Source organism: Roseovarius aquimarinus (genome assembly GCF_043661195.1).
Lineage (GTDB): Bacteria > Pseudomonadota > Alphaproteobacteria > Rhodobacterales > Rhodobacteraceae > Roseovarius > Roseovarius aquimarinus.
Genome location: NZ_JBIHMM010000001.1, coordinates 423,997 through 442,279, shown reverse-complemented (window position 1 = coordinate 442,279; position 18,283 = coordinate 423,997). Strand labels below are relative to the sequence as shown.

17 protein-coding genes are annotated in these 18,283 nt (G+C 67.3%); 14 read left to right on the top strand and 3 right to left on the bottom strand.

Annotated features, from left to right (window positions below; genetic code table 11):
• The first annotated feature begins 61 nt into the window (after window positions 1–61).
• From ACGRVM_RS02105 to ACGRVM_RS02090, 4 genes are all read left to right on the top strand, one after another.
• A complete protein-coding gene (locus tag ACGRVM_RS02105; protein WP_377169167.1) occupies window positions 62–2,113 on the top strand; it encodes an ASKHA domain-containing protein in 2,052 nt (683 codons plus the stop codon).
• 105 nt (window positions 2,114–2,218) lie between these two features.
• Window positions 2,219–3,394 (top strand): pyridoxal-phosphate-dependent aminotransferase family protein, encoded by a 1,176-nt coding sequence (locus ACGRVM_RS02100; protein ID WP_377169169.1) that lies wholly within the window; start codon window positions 2,219–2,221, stop codon window positions 3,392–3,394.
• A 260-nt stretch (window positions 3,395–3,654) separates the two neighbouring features.
• On the top strand, window positions 3,655–3,804 hold the full coding sequence (locus tag ACGRVM_RS02095) for a hypothetical protein (RefSeq protein WP_377169171.1): 150 nt from the start codon (window positions 3,655–3,657) through the stop codon (window positions 3,802–3,804).
• A 39-nt stretch (window positions 3,805–3,843) separates the two neighbouring features.
• Window positions 3,844–4,203: a TfoX/Sxy family DNA transformation protein gene (locus ACGRVM_RS02090; protein WP_377169173.1), complete on the top strand. Its 360-nt coding sequence runs from the start codon at window positions 3,844–3,846 to the stop codon at window positions 4,201–4,203.
• On the opposite strand, the gene ndk is transcribed toward ACGRVM_RS02090, so the two are convergent.
• Window positions 4,200–4,622, bottom strand: a complete 423-nt coding sequence (ndk, locus tag ACGRVM_RS02085; protein WP_377169175.1) for a nucleoside-diphosphate kinase — start codon at window positions 4,620–4,622, stop codon at window positions 4,200–4,202. The genes ACGRVM_RS02090 and ndk overlap by 4 nt on opposite strands.
• Window positions 4,623–4,756: 134 nt before the next feature.
• Between ndk and ACGRVM_RS02080 the strand changes: the two genes are divergently transcribed.
• The 3 genes from ACGRVM_RS02080 to ACGRVM_RS02070 are packed head-to-tail and all read left to right on the top strand — an operon-like array spanning window position 4,757 to window position 7,892.
• Window positions 4,757–6,607 carry an ABC-F family ATP-binding cassette domain-containing protein gene (locus ACGRVM_RS02080; RefSeq protein WP_377169178.1) on the top strand — a complete coding sequence of 617 codons (1,851 nt, stop codon included), beginning with the start codon at window positions 4,757–4,759 and terminating at the stop codon, window positions 6,605–6,607.
• Window positions 6,608–6,641: 34 nt separating this feature from the next.
• Complete coding sequence (locus ACGRVM_RS02075; RefSeq protein WP_377169180.1) at window positions 6,642–7,259, top strand: MarC family protein; 618 nt, start codon at window positions 6,642–6,644, stop codon at window positions 7,257–7,259.
• Window positions 7,260–7,307: 48 nt separating this feature from the next.
• Window positions 7,308–7,892 carry a retropepsin-like aspartic protease family protein gene (locus tag ACGRVM_RS02070; protein ID WP_377169182.1) on the top strand — a complete coding sequence of 195 codons (585 nt, stop codon included), beginning with the start codon at window positions 7,308–7,310 and terminating at the stop codon, window positions 7,890–7,892.
• On the opposite strand, the gene ACGRVM_RS02065 is transcribed toward ACGRVM_RS02070, so the two are convergent.
• Together ACGRVM_RS02065 and ACGRVM_RS02060 are read right to left on the bottom strand one after the other, a co-directional pair.
• Entirely contained in the window at window positions 7,889–8,359 is a 471-nt protein-coding gene (locus ACGRVM_RS02065; RefSeq protein ID WP_377169184.1) for a DNA polymerase III subunit chi, read from the bottom strand. The two genes, ACGRVM_RS02070 and ACGRVM_RS02065, sit on opposite strands and share 4 nt — an antisense overlap.
• On the bottom strand, window positions 8,359–9,831 hold the full coding sequence (locus ACGRVM_RS02060; protein ID WP_377169186.1) for a leucyl aminopeptidase: 1,473 nt from the start codon (window positions 9,829–9,831) through the stop codon (window positions 8,359–8,361). The genes ACGRVM_RS02065 and ACGRVM_RS02060 overlap by 1 nt, the downstream gene beginning before the upstream one ends.
• A 231-nt stretch (window positions 9,832–10,062) precedes the next feature.
• Here ACGRVM_RS02060 and lptF point away from each other — a divergent pair, with 231 nt between their 5' ends.
• Genes lptF through ACGRVM_RS02025 form a run of 7 tightly spaced genes read left to right on the top strand, consistent with a single transcriptional unit; the run spans window position 10,063 to window position 18,177 of the window.
• A complete protein-coding gene (gene lptF / locus ACGRVM_RS02055) occupies window positions 10,063–11,184 on the top strand; it encodes an LPS export ABC transporter permease LptF (protein WP_377170038.1) in 1,122 nt (373 codons plus the stop codon).
• Window positions 11,181–12,272, top strand: a complete 1,092-nt coding sequence (gene lptG / locus ACGRVM_RS02050) for an LPS export ABC transporter permease LptG (RefSeq protein ID WP_377169188.1) — start codon at window positions 11,181–11,183, stop codon at window positions 12,270–12,272. The genes lptF and lptG overlap by 4 nt, the downstream gene beginning before the upstream one ends.
• Window positions 12,269–14,476 carry an LPS-assembly protein LptD gene (locus ACGRVM_RS02045; RefSeq protein WP_377169190.1) on the top strand — a complete coding sequence of 736 codons (2,208 nt, stop codon included), beginning with the start codon at window positions 12,269–12,271 and terminating at the stop codon, window positions 14,474–14,476. The genes lptG and ACGRVM_RS02045 overlap by 4 nt, the downstream gene beginning before the upstream one ends.
• Window positions 14,473–15,789 (top strand): peptidylprolyl isomerase, encoded by a 1,317-nt coding sequence (locus ACGRVM_RS02040; protein ID WP_377169192.1) that lies wholly within the window; start codon window positions 14,473–14,475, stop codon window positions 15,787–15,789. Before ACGRVM_RS02045 ends, ACGRVM_RS02040 begins: the two co-directional genes overlap by 4 nt.
• Complete coding sequence (pdxA, locus tag ACGRVM_RS02035; protein ID WP_377169194.1) at window positions 15,789–16,757, top strand: 4-hydroxythreonine-4-phosphate dehydrogenase PdxA; 969 nt, start codon at window positions 15,789–15,791, stop codon at window positions 16,755–16,757. Before ACGRVM_RS02040 ends, pdxA begins: the two co-directional genes overlap by 1 nt.
• Window positions 16,754–17,587, top strand: a complete 834-nt coding sequence (rsmA, locus tag ACGRVM_RS02030; protein WP_377169196.1) for a 16S rRNA (adenine(1518)-N(6)/adenine(1519)-N(6))-dimethyltransferase RsmA — start codon at window positions 16,754–16,756, stop codon at window positions 17,585–17,587. Before pdxA ends, rsmA begins: the two co-directional genes overlap by 4 nt.
• Window positions 17,584–18,177, top strand: a complete 594-nt coding sequence (locus ACGRVM_RS02025) for a nucleotidyltransferase family protein (RefSeq protein WP_377169198.1) — start codon at window positions 17,584–17,586, stop codon at window positions 18,175–18,177. Before rsmA ends, ACGRVM_RS02025 begins: the two co-directional genes overlap by 4 nt.
• Window positions 18,178–18,283: the final 106 nt, after the last annotated feature.

The following is an 18,283-nucleotide window of genomic DNA, read 5'->3' as shown; positions in this document are numbered from 1 at the left end:
CGGCGCGATAATCCCCTAATGTCCGCCCAAGCCGCAGCACGCGCAATGAATGGACACCTCAATGAGCACCGATCCCCTCGTCGTCTTCACCCCTTCCGGCAAACGCGGGCGCTTCCCCGTCGGAACGCCGGTCCTGACCGCCGCCCGGCAATTGGGCGTCGATCTCGATTCGGTCTGCGGCGGGCGTGGCATCTGCTCGAAATGCCAGATCACGCCGAGCTATGGCGAATTCTCCAAGCATGGCGTCACGGTCGCCCCCGACGCCCTGTCGGAGTGGAATTCGGTCGAGCAGCGCTATCAGGACAAGCGCGGCCTGAAGGAAGGCCGCCGCCTCGGCTGTCAGGCCACCGTGCAGCGCGACGTGGTGATCGACGTGCCCGCCGAGAGCCAGGTGCACCGGCAGGTCGTGCGCAAGGCGGCCTCGGCCCGCGTGATCGAGATGGACCCGGCGACCCGCCTCTATTTCGTTGAGGTGTATGAGCCCGACATGCACGAGCCGACCGGCGATTTCGAGCGCCTCGCCCGCGCGCTGAAGCGCGAATGGGATATCCCGAAGATCACCGCCGACCTCACGCTGATGTCCAAGCTTCAGCCCGTGCTGCGCAAGGGCAAATGGCAGGTCACGGTCGCGCTGAACAAGGCCCATGACGACGACGTTCACCGCGTCGTCGAGATCTGGCCGGGCCTGCATGAGGGCGGGCTCTACGGCCTTGCCATCGATCTCGGCTCGACCACGGTGGCCGCTCATCTGACCGATCTCGACACCGGCGCCGTGATCGCGTCCTCGGGCATCATGAACCCGCAGATCCGCTTCGGCGAGGACCTCATGAGCCGCGTGAGCTACGCAATGATGAACCCGGGCGGCGACCGCGAGATGACGCGCGCCGTGCGCGAGGCGATCAACACGCTGGCCGAGGAGATCGCCAAGGAAGCCGAGATCTCGCCCGAGCTGATCGTCGAGACGGTCTTCGTGTGCAATCCGGTCATGCACCACCTGCTGCTCGGGATCGATCCCGTGGAACTGGGCCAGGCGCCCTTCGCGCTCGCCACGTCCGAGAGCGTCACGCTCGGCGCGCGCGAGCTCGACCTCGACATCATCAACCCACGTGCGCGCATCTATGTCCTGCCCTGCATCGCGGGCCATGTCGGGGCCGACGCCGCCGCCGTCGCCCTGTCCGAGCAGCCGGGCAAATCGGACGATCTGGTGCTCATCATCGACGTCGGCACGAATGCCGAGATTCTTCTGGGCGACAAGGAGGGCGTTCTGGCCTGCTCCTCGCCCACCGGCCCCGCCTTCGAGGGCGCGCAGATCAGCTCGGGCCAGCGCGCCGCGCCCGGCGCGATCGAGGCGATCCGGATCGACCCCGAAACCAAGGAGCCGCGCTTCCGCGTGATCGGCAGCGATCTGTGGTCCGACGAGGAGGGCTTCGATGAGGCCATCGGCGCGTCTGGCATCACCGGCATCTGCGGGTCGGGCATCATCGAGGCCGTGGCCGAGCTGCGCATGGCGGGCCTGATGGACGAGAACGGCCTTCTCGGCAGCGCCGAGGCGACGGGTACGCCGCGCATGGTGCCCGAAGGGCGCACGCATAGCTATCTCGTGCACGATTCGACCGATGAGGGCGGCCCGCGCATCACCGTGACCCAGGGCGATATCCGTGCCATCCAGCTCGCCAAATCCGCGCTTTACGCCGGTGCGCGCCTCCTGATGGACGAGCGCGGCGTCGATAAGGTGGACCGCGTCGTGCTGGCGGGCGCTTTCGGCGCGCATATCTCGAACCTGCACGCGATGGTGCTGGGCATGATCCCCGATGCGCATCTGAGCAAGGTCACCTCGGCGGGGAATGCGGCGGGCACCGGCGCGCGCATCGCGCTGTGCAACATCGCCGCACGCGCCGAGATCGAGCAGATGGTGCGCCGCATCCACAAGGTCGAAACCGCGATCGAGCCGAAATTCCAGGAGCATTTCGTCGCCGCCAACGCGATCCCGCACAAGACCGACCGCTTCCCCGAGCTTGCGCTCGTCACCACCCTGCCCAGCCCCAACTTCAACGCAGGCTCGGGCGGCGGCAGCGGCGAGGATGGCGGGCGCCGCCGCCGTCGCCGCGGCTGAGACCGGGATGGGGCGCGGCCGAGCGGCGCGCCCCCTTTTCAAAACGTCATTGCACCTGCGCCCGGCGCGCCCGATACATGGGCGCAGTAACAGGAGACGCAGTTCATGCACGGCATATCCCACCTATTCATTCCCGGCCCCACGAACGTCCCCGAAGAGGTGCGCCGCGCCATGAACATCCCGATGGAGGATATGCGCGCACCCGATTTCTGCGATTTCGTGACACCCCTTCTGCAGGACATCAAAAAGGCGTTCCGCACCGAGACGGGCCGCGTCTTCATCTACCCCTCCTCCGGCACCGGCGCATGGGAAGCCGCGATCACGAATACGCTCGCCAAGGGCGACAAGGTTCTGATGGCGCGTTTCGGGCAGTTTTCGCTTCTATGGGCGGAGATGGCGACGCGCCTCGGCCTCGACGTCGATCTGATCGAGGTCGAATGGGGCAATGGCACACCCGTCGAGGAGTATGCCGCACGGCTCGAGGCGGACAAGGATCACGCGATCAAGGCCGTGTTCGTCACTCATAACGAGACCGCGACGGGCGTCACCTCCGACATCGAGGCGGTGCGCGATGCGCTCGATGCCGCGGGGCACCCGGCCCTTCTTTTCGTCGACGGGGTCAGCGCCATCGGCTCGATCCCGTTCGAGCAGGAGGCCTGGGGCGTCGATCTGGCCGTCGCGGGCTCGCAGAAGGGGTTCATGCTGCCCGCCGGTCTCGGCTTTCTGGGCGTGTCGGCCAAGGCGCTCGAGATCGCGGCATCGGACAGCCCGAAAATGGCGCGCAGCTATTTCGCCTTCGAGGACATGATCAAGCTCAATGACACTGGCTATTTCCCCTACACCCCGCCGACCCAGCTTCTGCGCGGCCTGCGCGTCTCGCTCGACCTGATGCTCGGCGAAGGCATGGAAGCGGTGTGGCAGCGCCATGCGGTGCTGGCCGAGGGCGTGCGCCGCGCGATCGCCGAGTGGGAGGGCTGCCGCCTCGTCGCCGCCGCGCCCGAATGGCAATCCGACACCGTCTCGGCGATCTACACGCCCGAAGGCGTGGACGCGCGCGACGTGATCTTCGGGGCCTATTCAAAGTACCGCACATCGCTGGGCAGCGGGCTGAACAAGCTGGCGGGCAAGGCCTTCCGCATCGGGCATCTGGGCTCGCTCAATTCGGTGATGCTCTGCGGTGCGCTCTCGGCGACGGAAATGGCGCTGCGCGACGCGGGCGCAAAGATCACTCCCGGCTCGGGTGTCGCCGCCGCGCAGGAATATTACCGCGCCCATATATGAGCGAAAGACCGCCTGCGCGCTGCCTTTGGGCGCAGCGCGCAGGCGGAGCGCCCTGCGAATCCTTGATTTTATCTCTTACATACAATTACTTGAACGGCGATCATAAACCGCCTTGCCGCCGCGCGAATCCTGTTGCCTTCGTCACGAAATTGCCTCAATTGCACCGCATTCACGCCCCGGTTCGAGGCGAGCATGGAAAGATCGCCAGCTGCCAGCTGGGCCCATGTCCGGCGCGTGTCCCTATCAGCAGGAGCACCCAGATGCCAAATTCCACCCCCGCGCCCAAAGGCCAGCCCGCCAAGGCGGAAAACCCCGCCCAACCCAAGATCACGCGCGCCGCGCCGCGCAAGGTGAAGTCCAAGCCGCAAGTCATCTCGCGCCAGATCTTCAGCGATTTCGCAAGCATCTAGACGCTTGCGCGGCACCCGTTCAGGCGCGAAGCTCAGGTCATGAGCGCGCCTGAACCCGTCTCCTCCATCCGCAATCTCGGCCCCGCCGTCGAGGCCGCCTGTGCCCGCGCGGGCATTCACTCGTCCGAAGCGCTGCGCCGCCTCGGCCCGGATGCCGCCTATACGATGCTCATCGCCTCGGGCACCCCGCCGCATTTCATCGGCTTCTACGCGATGGTCATGGGCCTTCAGGGACGCCCGTGGAACGATTGCCACGGCGACGAGAAAGCCGCGCTGCGCGCGCGTTTCGACAAGATCAAGAGCGCCGCGCAAGCCTCTCTATCCAAAGAAAAAGGCCGCACCCCGATGGATGCGGCCCTCGACGAGATCGGCGTGATCCCGAAGCGATCCGGCGTTTAGCCGACCAGCTCGAGACCCGAGAAGAAATAGGCGATTTCCTCTTTCGCGGTTTCGGGCGCATCCGAGCCGTGAACCGAGTTCTCGCCGACGCTCTCGGCGAATTCGGCGCGGATCGTGCCGGCGGCGGCATCGGCGGGGTTCGTCGCACCCATCACTTCGCGGTTCTTGGCGATGGCGCCCTCACCTTCGAGCACCTGCACGACGACCGGGCCGGAGGCCATGAACTCGCACAGCTCGCCGTAGAAGGGACGCTCGGCATGGACCTTGTAGAACTCGCCCGCCTGCGCCGGGGTCAGGTGGATGCGCTTCTGCGCGACGATGCGCAGGCCCGCATCCTCGAACTTGGCGTTGATCTTGCCGGTCAGGTTACGCTTGGTCGCGTCGGGTTTGATGATGCTCAGCGTGCGTTCTTTAGCCATGTCAGCCTCTTCATTAGTCATGCGGGCAAGGCCCAATGCCCCGCCCCGGTGAATTCGTGGCCCCGATAGCATGGGGGCTGGCCCATGAAAAGGCGCGATTGACGCGGGCGCGCGGACAAGGCATGTCGCGCCTCATGCTGCGCATCGACGACATATCCTATTCCATCGCGGGCCGCCCGCTGATCGAGAATGCCTCGGCCACCATCCCCGACGGGCACAAGGTGGGAATCGTGGGCCGCAACGGCACGGGCAAGACCACGCTCTTCCGCATCATCCGGGGCGAGCTGGCGCTCGAGGGCGGCAGCATCACCCTGCCCCAGCGCGCGCGCATCGGAGGCGTGAGCCAGGAAGTGCCGGGCAACGAGGTGTCGCTCATCGACACGGTGCTGGCCGCCGATACCGAGCGCGCCGAGCTGCTGGCCGAGGCCGAGACGGCGACCGATCCCGCCCGCATCGCCGAGGTTCAGACGCGGCTCAGCGATATCGACGCCTGGGGCGCGGAGGCGCGCGCGGCCTCTATCCTCAAGGGCCTCGGCTTCGACGACGATCAGCAGCGCCAACCCTGCTCGGCCTTCTCGGGCGGCTGGCGGATGCGTGTGGCGCTCGCCGCCGTCCTCTTTTCGACGCCGGACCTTCTGCTCCTCGACGAGCCGACGAACTATCTCGACCTCGAAGGCGCGCTCTGGCTCGAGACCTATCTTGCGCGCTACCCGCATACGGTGCTGATCGTCAGCCATGACCGCGGGCTGCTCAACCGTGCCGTCGGCTCGATCCTACATCTCGAGGACAAGAAGCTGACGCTCTATCAGGGCGCCTATGACACCTTCGCCGAGACGCGCGCCGCGCGGCTCGCCGCCGCCGAATCCGAGGCGAAAAAGCAGGAGGCGCGGCGCGCCCATCTGCAAAGTTTCGTCGATCGCTTCCGCGCCAAGGCGTCGAAGGCGGTCCAGGCCCAGTCGCGTCTCAAGATGATCGCCAAGATGAAGCCGATCACGACCCCGCAGGAAGCCGCGCTCAAGAAATTCACCTTCCCCTCACCCGAGGAGCTGTCGCCGCCGATCATCCATATCGAAGGCGGCTCGGTCGGCTATGACGGCAAGGCGATCCTTCAACGGTTGGATCTCAGGATCGACCAGGATGACCGCATCGCGCTCCTGGGCAAGAACGGCGAAGGAAAGTCCACCCTTTCCAAGCTCTTGGCTGGCAAACTTGAGGCGATGGGCGGCAAGATGACCACCGCGTCCAAGCTGCGCGTCGGCTTTTTCGCGCAGCATCAGGTCGAGGAGCTGCATGTCGACGAGACGCCCATCGACCATATCCGCCGCCTGCGCCCCGGCGAGACGCCGTCACGTCTGCGCGCGCGCCTCGGCGGTTTCGGCATCGGGGCCGAGCAGGCGGAAACGCTGGTGGGCAAGCTCTCGGGCGGGCAGAAGGCGCGTCTGTCGCTCATGCTCGCGACCATCGACGCGCCGCATATGCTCATCCTCGACGAGCCGACGAACCATCTCGACATCGAATCGCGCGAGGCGCTCGTCGAGGCGCTGACGGCCTATACGGGCGCCGTGATCCTCGTGAGCCACGACATGCATCTTCTCAGCCTCGTCGCCGACCGGCTCTGGCTGGTCAAGGACGGGCGCGTGGCGAGCTATGATGGCGATCTGGAAAGCTACCGTGCGATGCTGCTGGCGGGCGACAAGCCCGCGCCCAAGGAGAAGGCAAAGGAGCAAAAGCCGAAGCGCCCGTCGAAGGAGGCGATCTCCGCCCTTCGACTGGACGTGAGAAAATGCGAGGAACGCGTTGAAAAGCTGAATGAAATGGCCGACAAACTGGCCAAGAAGCTGGCCGATCCCGCGATGTATGACGAGGACAAGAAGGACGAGGCGAGCGTCTGGCAGAAGAAGTATTCCGAGGTGATGGACGCGCAGGAGCGCGCCGAGGCCCTCTGGATGCGGGCCCTCGAGAAGCTGGAGCGCGCGGAGGCCTGATGGCCCGCCCCGCCCGCATCCGCTAGGAGACAGCATGGAATTTCCCGCGCTCATCACCACCTTCGTCACACTTTTCATCGTGCTCGACCCGTTCGCGCTGGCGCCTTTGTTCTTGGCTCTGACGCGCGGCATGGACAAGCATATGCGCCGCGTGATCGCCATCCGCGCCTGCCTGATGGGCGCGGTTCTTCTCTGCGTCTTCGGGGCCTTCGGCGAGGCGGTGCTGGGATTCATCGGCATCTCGATGCCCGCCTTCCGCATCGCGGGCGGCATCCTTCTCTTTCTGACCGCGCTCGACATGCTGTTCCAGCGCCGCACCGCCCGGCGCGAGGATACCGCCGAGCAGGACGACCATGATGATCCGTCGATCTTTCCGCTGGCCATTCCTCTCATCGCGGGTCCGGGCGCCATCGCCACCATCATCCTTCTGACGGGCGAGCATCAGGGCATGAGCGGCCTTGCATGGGTGCTGGGCACCATGCTCTTCGTCATGACGCTCGTCTTCATTTCGTTCCTTGGCGCAGGCATGCTGGAGCGCGCGCTCGGCAAGACGGGGATCGCCGTGGTCACGCGGGTTTTGGGGATGCTGCTGGCCGCGCTGGCGGTGCAATTCGTGCTGGACGGGCTGCGCGGCTTCGGCCTCGCGGGCTGAGCGCCGCATGATCTGGCGCATGGCGGCAAGGCACCCTATCTTGACGCCATGAACAGCGATTTCGACACCGCCCATCTCGTCTATCTCATCGTGCTCGGCTGCGCCGTCATGATGTGGTTCTTCGCCGCCAACCGCCATTCGCTCGGCAAGACGCTGCAACAGGCGGCGGTCTGGGGCGCGATCTTCATCGGCGTCATCGCCGCGATCGGCCTTTGGGACGATGTGCGCGGCACCGTCGCCCCGCGCCAGTCGGTCAGTACCGAGGCGGGACGGATCGAGCTGCCCCGCGCACCGGACGGGCACTACTACCTCGATGCCGAGGTCAACGGCGCCCCGATCCGCTTCGTCGTCGATACCGGCGCGAGCGACATCGTGCTGAGCCGCGAGGATGCGGCGGCCGCCGGTCTCAATCCCGCAGACCTCAATTTCATCGGACAGGCGAGCACCGCCAACGGCATCGTGCGCACCGCGCCGGTGCGGCTCGACAGCATCACGGTCGGCGGTCTGCGCGACGAGGGCGTGCGCGCCGTCGTCAACTCGGGCGAGCTGCGCGAGTCGCTGCTCGGCATGGGCTATCTGGAGCGGTTCCGCAGCATGCAGATCACCGGCGGCACGCTCGTGCTCGAGCGTTAACCGGCGGCTTTCTCGGCCTTCTTCTCCCAGCGGCCGGAGGCTTCGGACCAGTATTGCGCGGCGCATCCCGCATCGGTCAGCGCCTTCCACTGCGCGCGGGCATGATCGACCGCCGCCTCGTCGGTGCCGTCGAAGAGAACGCAGACCCGCTCGAGGCTTTGCACCTCTTCGGGCGCCACCTCGGCGCCCCCGACCGACATGAGGCACCTCGCGCCGTTGGGCATGTCCGGGCCGGTCGTCAGAAGGATCGGCTGGTCCGCCTCATGAGGCTCGCCCGCGCGCCCGTGGGGCAGGAAGGCCTCCTGCCCGCCCGCGGTCCAGAGCGCCTCGTCGAGCGCGTCCATGCGCGCGGGATCGACCCCGCGCACGGCCACACGCCACCCCGCGCCACGCGCCTTTTCCAGCAGCATCGGCAACGTCACCTCGAGGGGCGCGCGCGTCAGGTGATAGAAATAGGCCTCGCCCATCACCCCTGCTCGGCCATGTCCGCCACGAGCCGGTTGAGCGCCATCACGCCCCAGCCCGTCGCGCCTTTGGGGGCGTAATCCGTGTCCGACTTGACCGAAGCGACGCCCGCGATGTCGAGATGCATCCAGGGCGTGTCTTCCTTGACGAAACGCTGAAGGAACTGCGCCGCCGTGATCGAGCCCGCGGGGCGCCCGCCCACGTTCTTCATGTCCGCGATCTGGCTCTTGAGCTGATCGTCGTAGGACTGGCCCATCGGCATCCGCCACGCGCCCTCGCCCTCGGCGCCCGCCGCCTTCAGGAACGCATTGCAGAGCGTATCGTCATTCGAAAAAACCCCTGCGTTGTCGTGCCCGAGGCCGATGATGATCGCGCCCGTCAGCGTCGCCAAATCGACCATCGCGCGCGGCTTGTAGGTTTCCTGCGCGTACCACATGACATCCGCCAGAACGAGCCGCCCCTCGGCATCGGTGTTGATGATCTCGACCGTGTCGCCCTTCATCGAGGTCACCACGTCACCGGGCCGGGTTGCACGGTCCGAAGGCATGTTCTCGACAAGGCCGACGAGGCCGACGACATTCGCCTTGGCGCCCCGCAGCGCCAGCGTGCGCATGACGCCCGCGACGACGCCTGCGCCGCCCATGTCCATCGTCATGTCCTCCATGCCCGCCGCGGGCTTGAGGCTGATGCCGCCCGTATCGAAGACGACGCCTTTCCCGACGAGCGCGAGGGGCGCGTCACCCTTCTCGCCGCCGCTCCACTCCATCACGGCGACCTTCGAGGGGCTGGCGCTGCCATGCCCGACGCTCAGAAGGCAGCCCATGCCCAGCTCTTCCAGCTTGTCCTCCTCCAGAACAGTCACCTTCAGCCCGAGGCTTTTCATATCCTCGATGCGCTTGGCGAATTCGGTCGTGGTAAGATGGTTGGCGGGCTCGCTCACCAGATCGCGGGTGAAGAAGACGCCCTCAGCCACGGCCCGCGCGGCCTGCGCCTCGGCCTCGATCTCGTCGGGCTTCGAGACCATCATCGTCACCTCGCCGAGGCCCTTCTGCTCACCCGTCTTGCGCGCGGTGAAGCTGTAGGCGCGCAGGATGAGGCCCAGCATCAGGTCCACCGGGCGGCGCTGCTGCGCGGCCAGCACGGTCATGCCATGCTCGCCCAGAAGCTTGCCAAGGGCCGCGCCCGCCTTGCGCGCCTCGATCTCCTTGGCGCCCCGCTCGAGGCAGACGACATCGACCGCCTCGGCCGCGAGGCCCGTGGGCCATGCCAGCGTCTTGACCTCACCGGATTTCATCCCCTCGAGCGCGCCGCCTTCGATCATGCGCGCCAGCGCGCCCTTGGTCAGCTTGTTGATGCGCCGTGCGCCCTCGCCCATCTTGCCGTCCTTGCCGATGAGAACGGCGATGCGTCCCTTGGCGCCGGCGAGCGCGTCGAGATCGGTGGCGATGATGCGGGTGGATGCGAGTGCGGTCATGGACGGCTCCTGAATTGCGCGGCCCCTGCCCTGCGGCATGGCCGATTTGCGTATCGTGCCCGGACTCTGCGCATTTTGCCGCCGAGTGCAATGGCGCCCGCGCGCCACGGGGCCGCGCGCGCCTTGCCGCCGAGCCGCAAGCTTTATGAGTTTTACCGCATCGCCATTTGCGATAGCGTGCCACCAGATATGGTGTTCAGGGGGTGAGACGTGGCCAGATTCGACAGATACATGCTGTCGCAATTCATGGTGCTCTTCGGCTTTTTCGCGCTGGTCTTGGTCTCGATCTTCTGGATCAACAAGGCGGTGCGGATGTTCGACCGGCTCGTGAGCGACGGGCAGTCGGCCTGGGTCTTCGTTGAGTTCACCGCGCTCACCCTGCCCGGTGTGATCGGCATCGTGCTGCCCATCGCGGCCTTCGCGGGCGCGGTCTACGTGACCAACCGGCTCAGCACCGAAAGCGAGCTGACCGTGATGCAGGCCACGGGCTATTCGCCGTGGCGCATGGCGCGCCCCGTGCTCTATTTCGGCGTGATCGTGGCGCTCATGATGTCGCTTCTGTCGCATGTGCTGATCCCGCTCAGCCTCCGGCAACTCGAGGAGCGGCGCGCCGAGGTGTCGAGCAACATCACCGCCAAGCTTCTGACCGAGGGCGAATTCCTGCACCCCGCCGCCGGCGTGACCTTCTACATCCGCGAGATCACCCCCGAGGGCGAGTTGCGCAATGTCTTCCTGTCGGACCGCCGCCGCGCGGACGCGCCGACGACCTACACCTCCGCGCGCGCCTATCTCGTGCAGGAAGGCGGCGGCACGAAACTCGTCATGCTGGAGGGTCTGGCGCAGAATATCGAGCCGGATGGGCAACGTCTCTTCACCACCCATTTCGATGATTTCTCGTATGATATCAGCCGTCTCGTATCGCAGCGCGCGCTCAGCATGGACCGGATCGACTTCGCCGGCACTCCCGATCTCATCCGTGATCCCGCCGCCGTCGCGGAGCGCACGGGTGTGACGCTCGGCGTCGCGGTGACGGCGCTGCATTCGCGCTTCGCGCAGGCGCTTCTGTGCATCGTGGCGGCGCTGATCGGCTTCGCCACCCTTCTGCAAGGCGGCTTCAGCCGCTTCGGCGTCTGGCGCCAGATCCTGACCGCGTTCCTGCTGCTGATCGGGGTCAAGCTGGTGGAGGGCGGTGTCGCGGGGCCGGTGCTCGCCGCGCCGATGATGTGGCCGCTCCTTTACCTGCCCTCGCTCATCGGATTCGGCATCGCGTGGATGCTGCTTTACTCCGCCGCCCATCCCGGCCTCCTGCGCCGCTTGCAGGGCGTCCGGCGGCGCAGCGAGGCCACGGCATGACGCTGCATTGGTATTTCGCGCGCAAGTTCCTCTGGACCTATCTCGGCATCACCGCGATCTTCGTGGTGATTCTCGGGCTGATCGACATGGTGGACGAGCTTCAGGACTTCCCGAATCTTTCCGTCTGGGACGTCGCCGAAGTCGTCCTCCTGAACCTGCCGCACGCCAATTACGAGATCCTGCCCCTCGTCATCATCCTCGCCTCGGTCGCGGTCTTCGTGCGCCTCGCGCGCTCTTCCGAGATGGTGGTCGTGCGCGCCTCGGGCCTGTCGGGCCTGCGCGGCATGGGCGCGCCCGTGATGATGGCCGCCGTGATCGGCCTCGTATCCATCACCGTCTTCAACCCGCTCGTCGCCGCCTCGTCGAAGCGCTATCACGACCTCGTCGCCTCCTATAGCGGGTTCGGCTCGAACATCCTCGCCCTCTCGGCCGAGGGACTGTGGCTGCGCCAAGGCAGCGCCGAGGGCCAGACCGTCATTCACGCCGCATCGGCCAGCGCGGACGTGTCGGTTCTGAACGAGGCGACGTTCATCTCCTTCTCCCCGATGGGCGAGCCGGTGCGCCGCATCACCGCGGCGAAGGCGACGCTCGGCACGGGCGAGTGGCGGCTCGAAGATGTGAAGCTCTGGACGCTCGATGCGGGCCTCAACCCCGAGGCCGGCGCCGAGCGTCTTGCCAGTCTCGTCATCCCCTCGGCACTCACCCGCGAGGGGATCGTCGACAGCTTCGGCAAGCCCGAATACATTCCGATCTGGGATCTTCCGGCCTTCATCGCGCAGCTCGAGGCGGCCGGCTTCTCGGCGCGGCGCTACTCCGTCTGGTACCAGATGGAACTGGCGCGGCCCGTCTTTCTCATGGCCCTCGTGCTGGTCGCGGCGGCCTTAACCATGCGCCATGTGCGCACGACCAATACCGGTCTTTCCGTGCTCATCGCGATCATGCTCGGCTTTTCGCTCCATTACATCAGGAACTTTGCGCAAGTGCTTGGCGAGAATGGGCAAATACCGATCATTCTTGCTGCATGGGCGCCGCCCGTCGCCTCCTTGATGCTTGCGCTCGGCATCGTTCTGCATATGGAGGACGGATGACGCGCGCGCCTGCTTTTCCCTTCCGCCTTCTGGCCCTCGCCGCCGCGCTGAGCCTTGGCGCTGGCCTCGCTCATGCGCAGGAACGGCGCCCGCAGGCGCGCCCCACCGAGCCCGCGGTCCTGATCGCGGACGATGTCACGTTGGACGGTGCGCGCAGCCTGACGGCCAGCGGGAATGTCGAGGCTGTCTGGGGCGAGCAGCGGCTCAAGGCGCGCAGCATCACCTATGACCGCCAGACCGAGCGGCTGACGATCATCGGCCCGCTGACACTCGATGATGGCGAGTATACGACCGTGCTGGCCGATGCGGGCGAGCTCAGCCGCGATCTGCGCAACGGCATCCTGACCGGCGCGCGTGTCGTGATGGACGACCAGCTTCAGCTAGCGGCCAATCAGGTGAGCCGCACCGAGGGGCGCTATAGCCAGCTCTACAAGGCCGCCGTGACCTCCTGCCAGATATGCAAGGAGGGCGACGATCCGCTCTGGCAGATCCGCGCGCGGCGCGTGATCCACGACGCCGAAACGCGCCAGCTTTTCCTTGAAGGCGCGCAATTCAGGGTGGGGTCCGTCCCCCTCGCCTATTTCCCGCGCCTGCGCCTGCCCGATCCGACGGTCGAGCGGCTCACCGGCTTCCTGACGCCGACGCTCTACAATTCCACCTTGCTCGGCACCGGGGTAAAGGTCCCCTACTTCATCCGCATCGGCGACGATAAGGATCTGACGCTGACGCCCTACCTTTCGACCGAGACGCGCACGCTCGAATTCCGCTACCGGCAGGCCTTTCGCAATGGCGGGATCGAGTTCGAGGGCGCGCTCACCGATGATGATCTCGTGAGGCGGGAGCGGCGCGCCTACCTTTTTGGGCGCGGAGTATTCTCGCTTCGGGACGGCTACGTACTGCGATTCGACATCGAATCCGTGAAGGACGACGCTTACCTGGTCGACTACGGGTACCCAAGCAAAGACCGCCTCGACAGCGAAATATCAATCGAGCGCGTGCGCCGCGACGAATGGCGGCGAGCCGCACTCACCTATTTCCACACGCTGCGCGGAAACGAGGTCAACACAACTCTGCCGACGAGCGTGGGCAATATCGACTATGAGAAGCGTTTCTTTCCTACCCGGCTCGGCGGCGAGCTGCGGTTCTCGGCGCAGGCGCATGGGCATTACCGATCGTCCGATCTGCGCACCGATGGGCCGGATGTAGACCGTTTCGCGGACGGGCGCGATGTGGCACGGCTCACCGCCAGCGCCGACTGGATGCGCAGCTGGAGCCTTGCGAGCGGGTTGCAGGCCTCGTTCCGGACGGGCGTCGCCGTCGATCACATCGAAATGCGCGATTCAGCTCCGACGACGCGGAGTCAGCTGACGGACGCGACGCCGAGCGCGGCCCTGACGCTCCGCTATCCGCTCGCCAAGACGACGCCGGGCGGAACCGTTCACATGATCGAGCCGGTGGTGCAGCTTGCATGGGTCGGCGGCAGCACGCCCAATATCGCCAATGACGAAAGCACGCGCAGCGAGTTCGACGAGGGCAATCTTCTGTCGCTCTCGCGCTTCGCCTCGGCCGACAGGCGCGAGCGGGGCGCCAGCGCGGCGATGGGGCTGAGCTGGACACGCTTCGCCCCCGGCGGGCTGCGCAGCACGCTGAGCGTCGGGCAGATCGTGCGCGACCGCACGCAGCGCGAGGCGACGGGCGAGCAGACATTCTCGCTCTCCTCGGGGCTGCGCGGCACGCGCTCTGACGTGCTGATCGCGGGGCAGATCGCCACGCAGAACGGCCTCACCCTCACCGCGCGGAGCCTTTTCGACGGCGCCTTCGACACGACCAAGGCCGAGGCGCGCGCCGGCTGGCGCAACGCGGCGCTGGATTTGGGCGCCACCTATATCTGGCTGCGCTCGGACCCGCAGGAGGAACGTCCGGGCACGATCTCGGAATGGGCCTTCGACGGATCCTACCGCATCGCGCGTCATTGGACCGGCAGCGCCGAATGGCGGTACGACGTGGCGAGCGATCGCAATGTCAGCGCCGGGGTGGGCCTCACCTACACCAATGAATGCATCGATGTCACGCTTTCGGCCTCGCGCCGCTTCACCTCTTCCACTATCCTCGAGCCGTCGACGGACCTTTCGCTCACCGTCGGCCTGCGCGGCTTCAGTGCCCGCACCGAGGACAAAAGCTACGTTCGGGAATGCAAGAAATGATGATGAAGACCAAGACCGCCGCCTCACATCTGCGTGCCGTCGGCCTCGCCGCGCTCCTTGCGATCGGAGCGGCGGGCGCGCCCGTGCCCGGCGCCGCGCAGGGGCTCTTCGATCCGGTGGTCAGGGTCAACGGTGCCGCCGTCACGCAATACGAGCTGACGCAGCGCGCCGCGCTGCTGCGCCTCCTGCGCGCCCCCGCCGATCCGGTGCGGCTCGCCCGCGAGCAGTTGATCGAGGACCGGCTCAAGGCCGACGCGGCGGCGGCGCAGGGGATCACCGTCGATGACGAGCAGCTGCGCGCCGGTATGGAGAATTTCGCGGCCCAGGGCGATCTCGATGTCGAGCAGATGATCGCCCTTCTGGAGCGGGGCGGCGTCAGCGCGGAAACCTTCAAAGCCTTCATCCGCTCGGGCCTTTTGTGGCGCGAAGTGACCCAGGCGCGTTTCGGGGCGCGCGTGTCGGTCAGCGAGGATGATCTCGAGCGCGCGCGCGCGGCCATTTCCGACGGCACCGGGGTACGCGTCCTCCTGTCCGAGATCATCATTCCCTTCGAGGGGCGCGGCGAGGAGCAGGTTCTCGCCAAGGCGCGCGAGATTTCCGAGCTGACCTCGACCTCCGCCTTCAGCGCGCAGGCGCGGCAATTCTCGGCCACGCAGACGCGCGATGTGGGCGGGCAGCTTCCGTGGCAGCCGATCACCCAATTGCCGCCCGTGCTGCGCCCGCTCGTGCTCGGCCTCGCCCCCGGCGAGGTGACCGAGCCGCTGCCGCTCGAGGGCGCCGTCGCTCTCTTTCAGCTCCGCGACATCGAGGAGACGGACGCGCCCGATCCCGAGTACAGCGCCATCGAATACGCGGCCTATTACATCCCCGGCGGCCGCACGCCCGAGGCGCTGGCGGCGGCTGCCGCGATCGACGCGCGCACCGACACGTGCGACGATCTTTACGGCGTGGCGCAGGACCAGCCCGAAGGCGTGCTCGAGCGTGGCACCAAGGCGCCCGGCGAGATCCCGGACGATATCGCCATCTCGCTCTCGCGGCTCGATCCGGGCGAGGTGTCTTATGACGTCACGCGCGCGAACGGCCAGACCTTAGTTCTGCTGATGATGTGCGGGCGCAGCGTCGCGATCGAGGGCGCGCCCGCGCCGACGCCGGCACCGGAAGACGGCGATGAGGAGATCGCCGGGCTCGACGCCGCGCAAGGGGTCGACGATTCCGGCCAATTGTCGCAGCAGATCGCCGCGCGGCGGCTCGAGTCCTTCGCCAACGGGTATCTCGAGCAATTGCGCGCAGAGGCGCGCATCATCGAATATTGATGCAAGCGCAGCTGCCAATCGCGCTGTCCTGCGGCGAGCCTGCGGGGATCGGACCGGAACTCGCGCAAAAGGCATGGGAGGCGCTCGGCCCGTCCCTGCCCTTCTTCTGGATCGGCGATCCCGCGCATCTGCCCGAGGGGTGCCCCGTGCAGCTGATCGATCGGCCCGGCGAAGCCGATCCCGCGCAGGGCGTGCCGGTGCTGCCCCACGCGATGCCCGGCCCGCTGACGCCCGGCACGCCCAACCCGTCCCATGCACAAGGGGTAATCGACGCCATCGCGCGGGGCGTGGCCCTGGTGCGCGATGGCGCGGCGCTCGCGCTCTGCACGGCGCCTATCCACAAGAAGGCGCTTCAGGACGGGGCGGGTTTCGGCCATCCGGGCCATACCGAATATCTGGCCGCGCTGACCGGCACGCCCCGCGTCGTGATGATGCTGGCGAGCGATCAGCTTCGCGTCGTGCCCGCCACGATCCATATCCCGCTGGCCGAGGTGCCCGCCGCGCTCACCCGCGCGCTCTTGCTCGACACGATCCGCATCACCCATGCCGGTCTCATTCGCGATTTCGGGATCGCCGCGCCGCGCCTCGCCGTCTCGGGGCTGAACCCGCATGCCGGCGAAGGCGGCAAGATGGGCCGCGAGGAGATCGACCTGATCGCGCCGCTCGTGGCCGAATTGCAAGCCGAGGGCATGGACATCATCGGCCCCCTGCCCGCCGACACGATGTTTCACGCCGCCGCGCGCGCGCGCTACGACGCGGCCATAGCCATGTATCACGACCAGGCGCTCGTGCCGATCAAGACGCTCGATTTCGACCGGGGCGTGAATGTGACGCTCGGTCTGCCGTTCATCCGCACCTCGCCCGATCACGGCACCGCGCTCGACATCGCGGGGCGCGGCATGGCCAACCCGACCTCGCTGATCGAGGCGCTGAAGATGGCGGCGCGCATGGGCGCGGCGCGCGCATGAGCATCGATGCGCTGCCCCCGTTGCGGCAGGTGATCGCCGCGCATGAGCTGAGCGCGCGCAAGTCGCTGGGCCAGAACTTCCTTCTGGATCTGAACCTCACGGCCAAGATCGCGCGGCAGGCGGGCGATCTGAGCCAATGCGACGTGCTCGAGATCGGCCCCGGCCCCGGTGGCCTGACGCGGGGTCTTCTGGCCGAGGGGGCGCGCCGCGTTCTGGCCATCGAGAAGGATCCGCGCTGCCTGCCCGCGCTCGACGAGATCGCGGCGGCCTATCCCGGCCGGCTCGAGGTGATGATCGGCGACGCGCTCAAGATCGACCCTCTCAAACACCTCTCCTCGCCCATCCGCGTGGCCGCCAACCTGCCTTACAATGTCGGCACCGAGCTTCTGGTGCGCTGGCTCACGCCCGAGGAATGGCCGCCGTTCTGGCAATCTCTCACGCTCATGTTCCAGCGCGAGGTGGCCGAGCGCATCGTCGCCGCGCCCGGCTCCAAGGCTTATGGCCGCCTCGCCCTTCTGGCCCAGTGGCGCGCCGATCCGCGCATCGTCATGTCGCTGCCGCCAGAAGCGTTCAGCCCGGCGCCCAAAGTGTCGAGCGCGGTGGTGCATCTGACCGCCCTGCCCGCGCCGCGCTATCCCGCGCAGCCGAAACTTCTGGAGCGCGTGGTCGCCATGGCGTTCAATCAGCGCCGCAAGATGCTGCGCGCCGCGCTCAAGGGGCTCGCGCCCGATATCGAGGATCGGCTGATCGCCTCGGGCATCGCGCCGACCGACCGGGCCGAGACCATCGGGCTCGAGCAATTCTGCGCGCTGGCCCGCACCCTCGGATGAGCGTCGCGATCCTTCTTCCGGCGGCGGGCGCGTCCGCGCGCATGAGGGGGCGCGACAAGTTGCTGGAGAAGGTGGAGGGACAACCGCTTTTGCGGCGGCAGGCGCTGCGCGCGCGGGCCACGGGCGCGCATGTTCTGGTCACCACGCGGCGCGACCGCCCGGCCCGCGCCGAGGCGCTGGCGGGCACGGGCGTGCGTCTCGTGCCGGTCGCCGATCCGTCCGAGGGGATCGCCGCGTCGCTGCGCGCGGGGCTGGCGGCGCTGCCGGACGGTATAGGCGCGCTGATGGTGCTTCTGCCGGACCTCCCCGAGATCGACACGCCCGATCTGGGCGCGGTCATCGAGGCGCATCGCAAGGCCCCCGCGCGCATCCTGCGCGCCTGCGCCGAGGACGGAACGCCCGGACATCCCACGCTCTTTCCGGCCCGCCTCTGGCCTCGCCTCGCCGAGCTGACCGGCGATGCCGGCGCTGCCGCGCTCATTCGCGCCGAGGGCTTCGATCCCGTGCCCCTTCCCGGCGCGCGGGCGATCACCGATCTCGACACGCCCGAGGCCTGGGCGGAATGGCGCGCGCGGTCCAGCGCGGATTGACCACGAAACAGAAACAATCCCGACCTCTCAGCCGGGATTGTCCATGTTCTGGATCCGAGACAGCCCCCGCAACCGGAGTCCACGGACCGGCCCCCGCGTGGCGAGG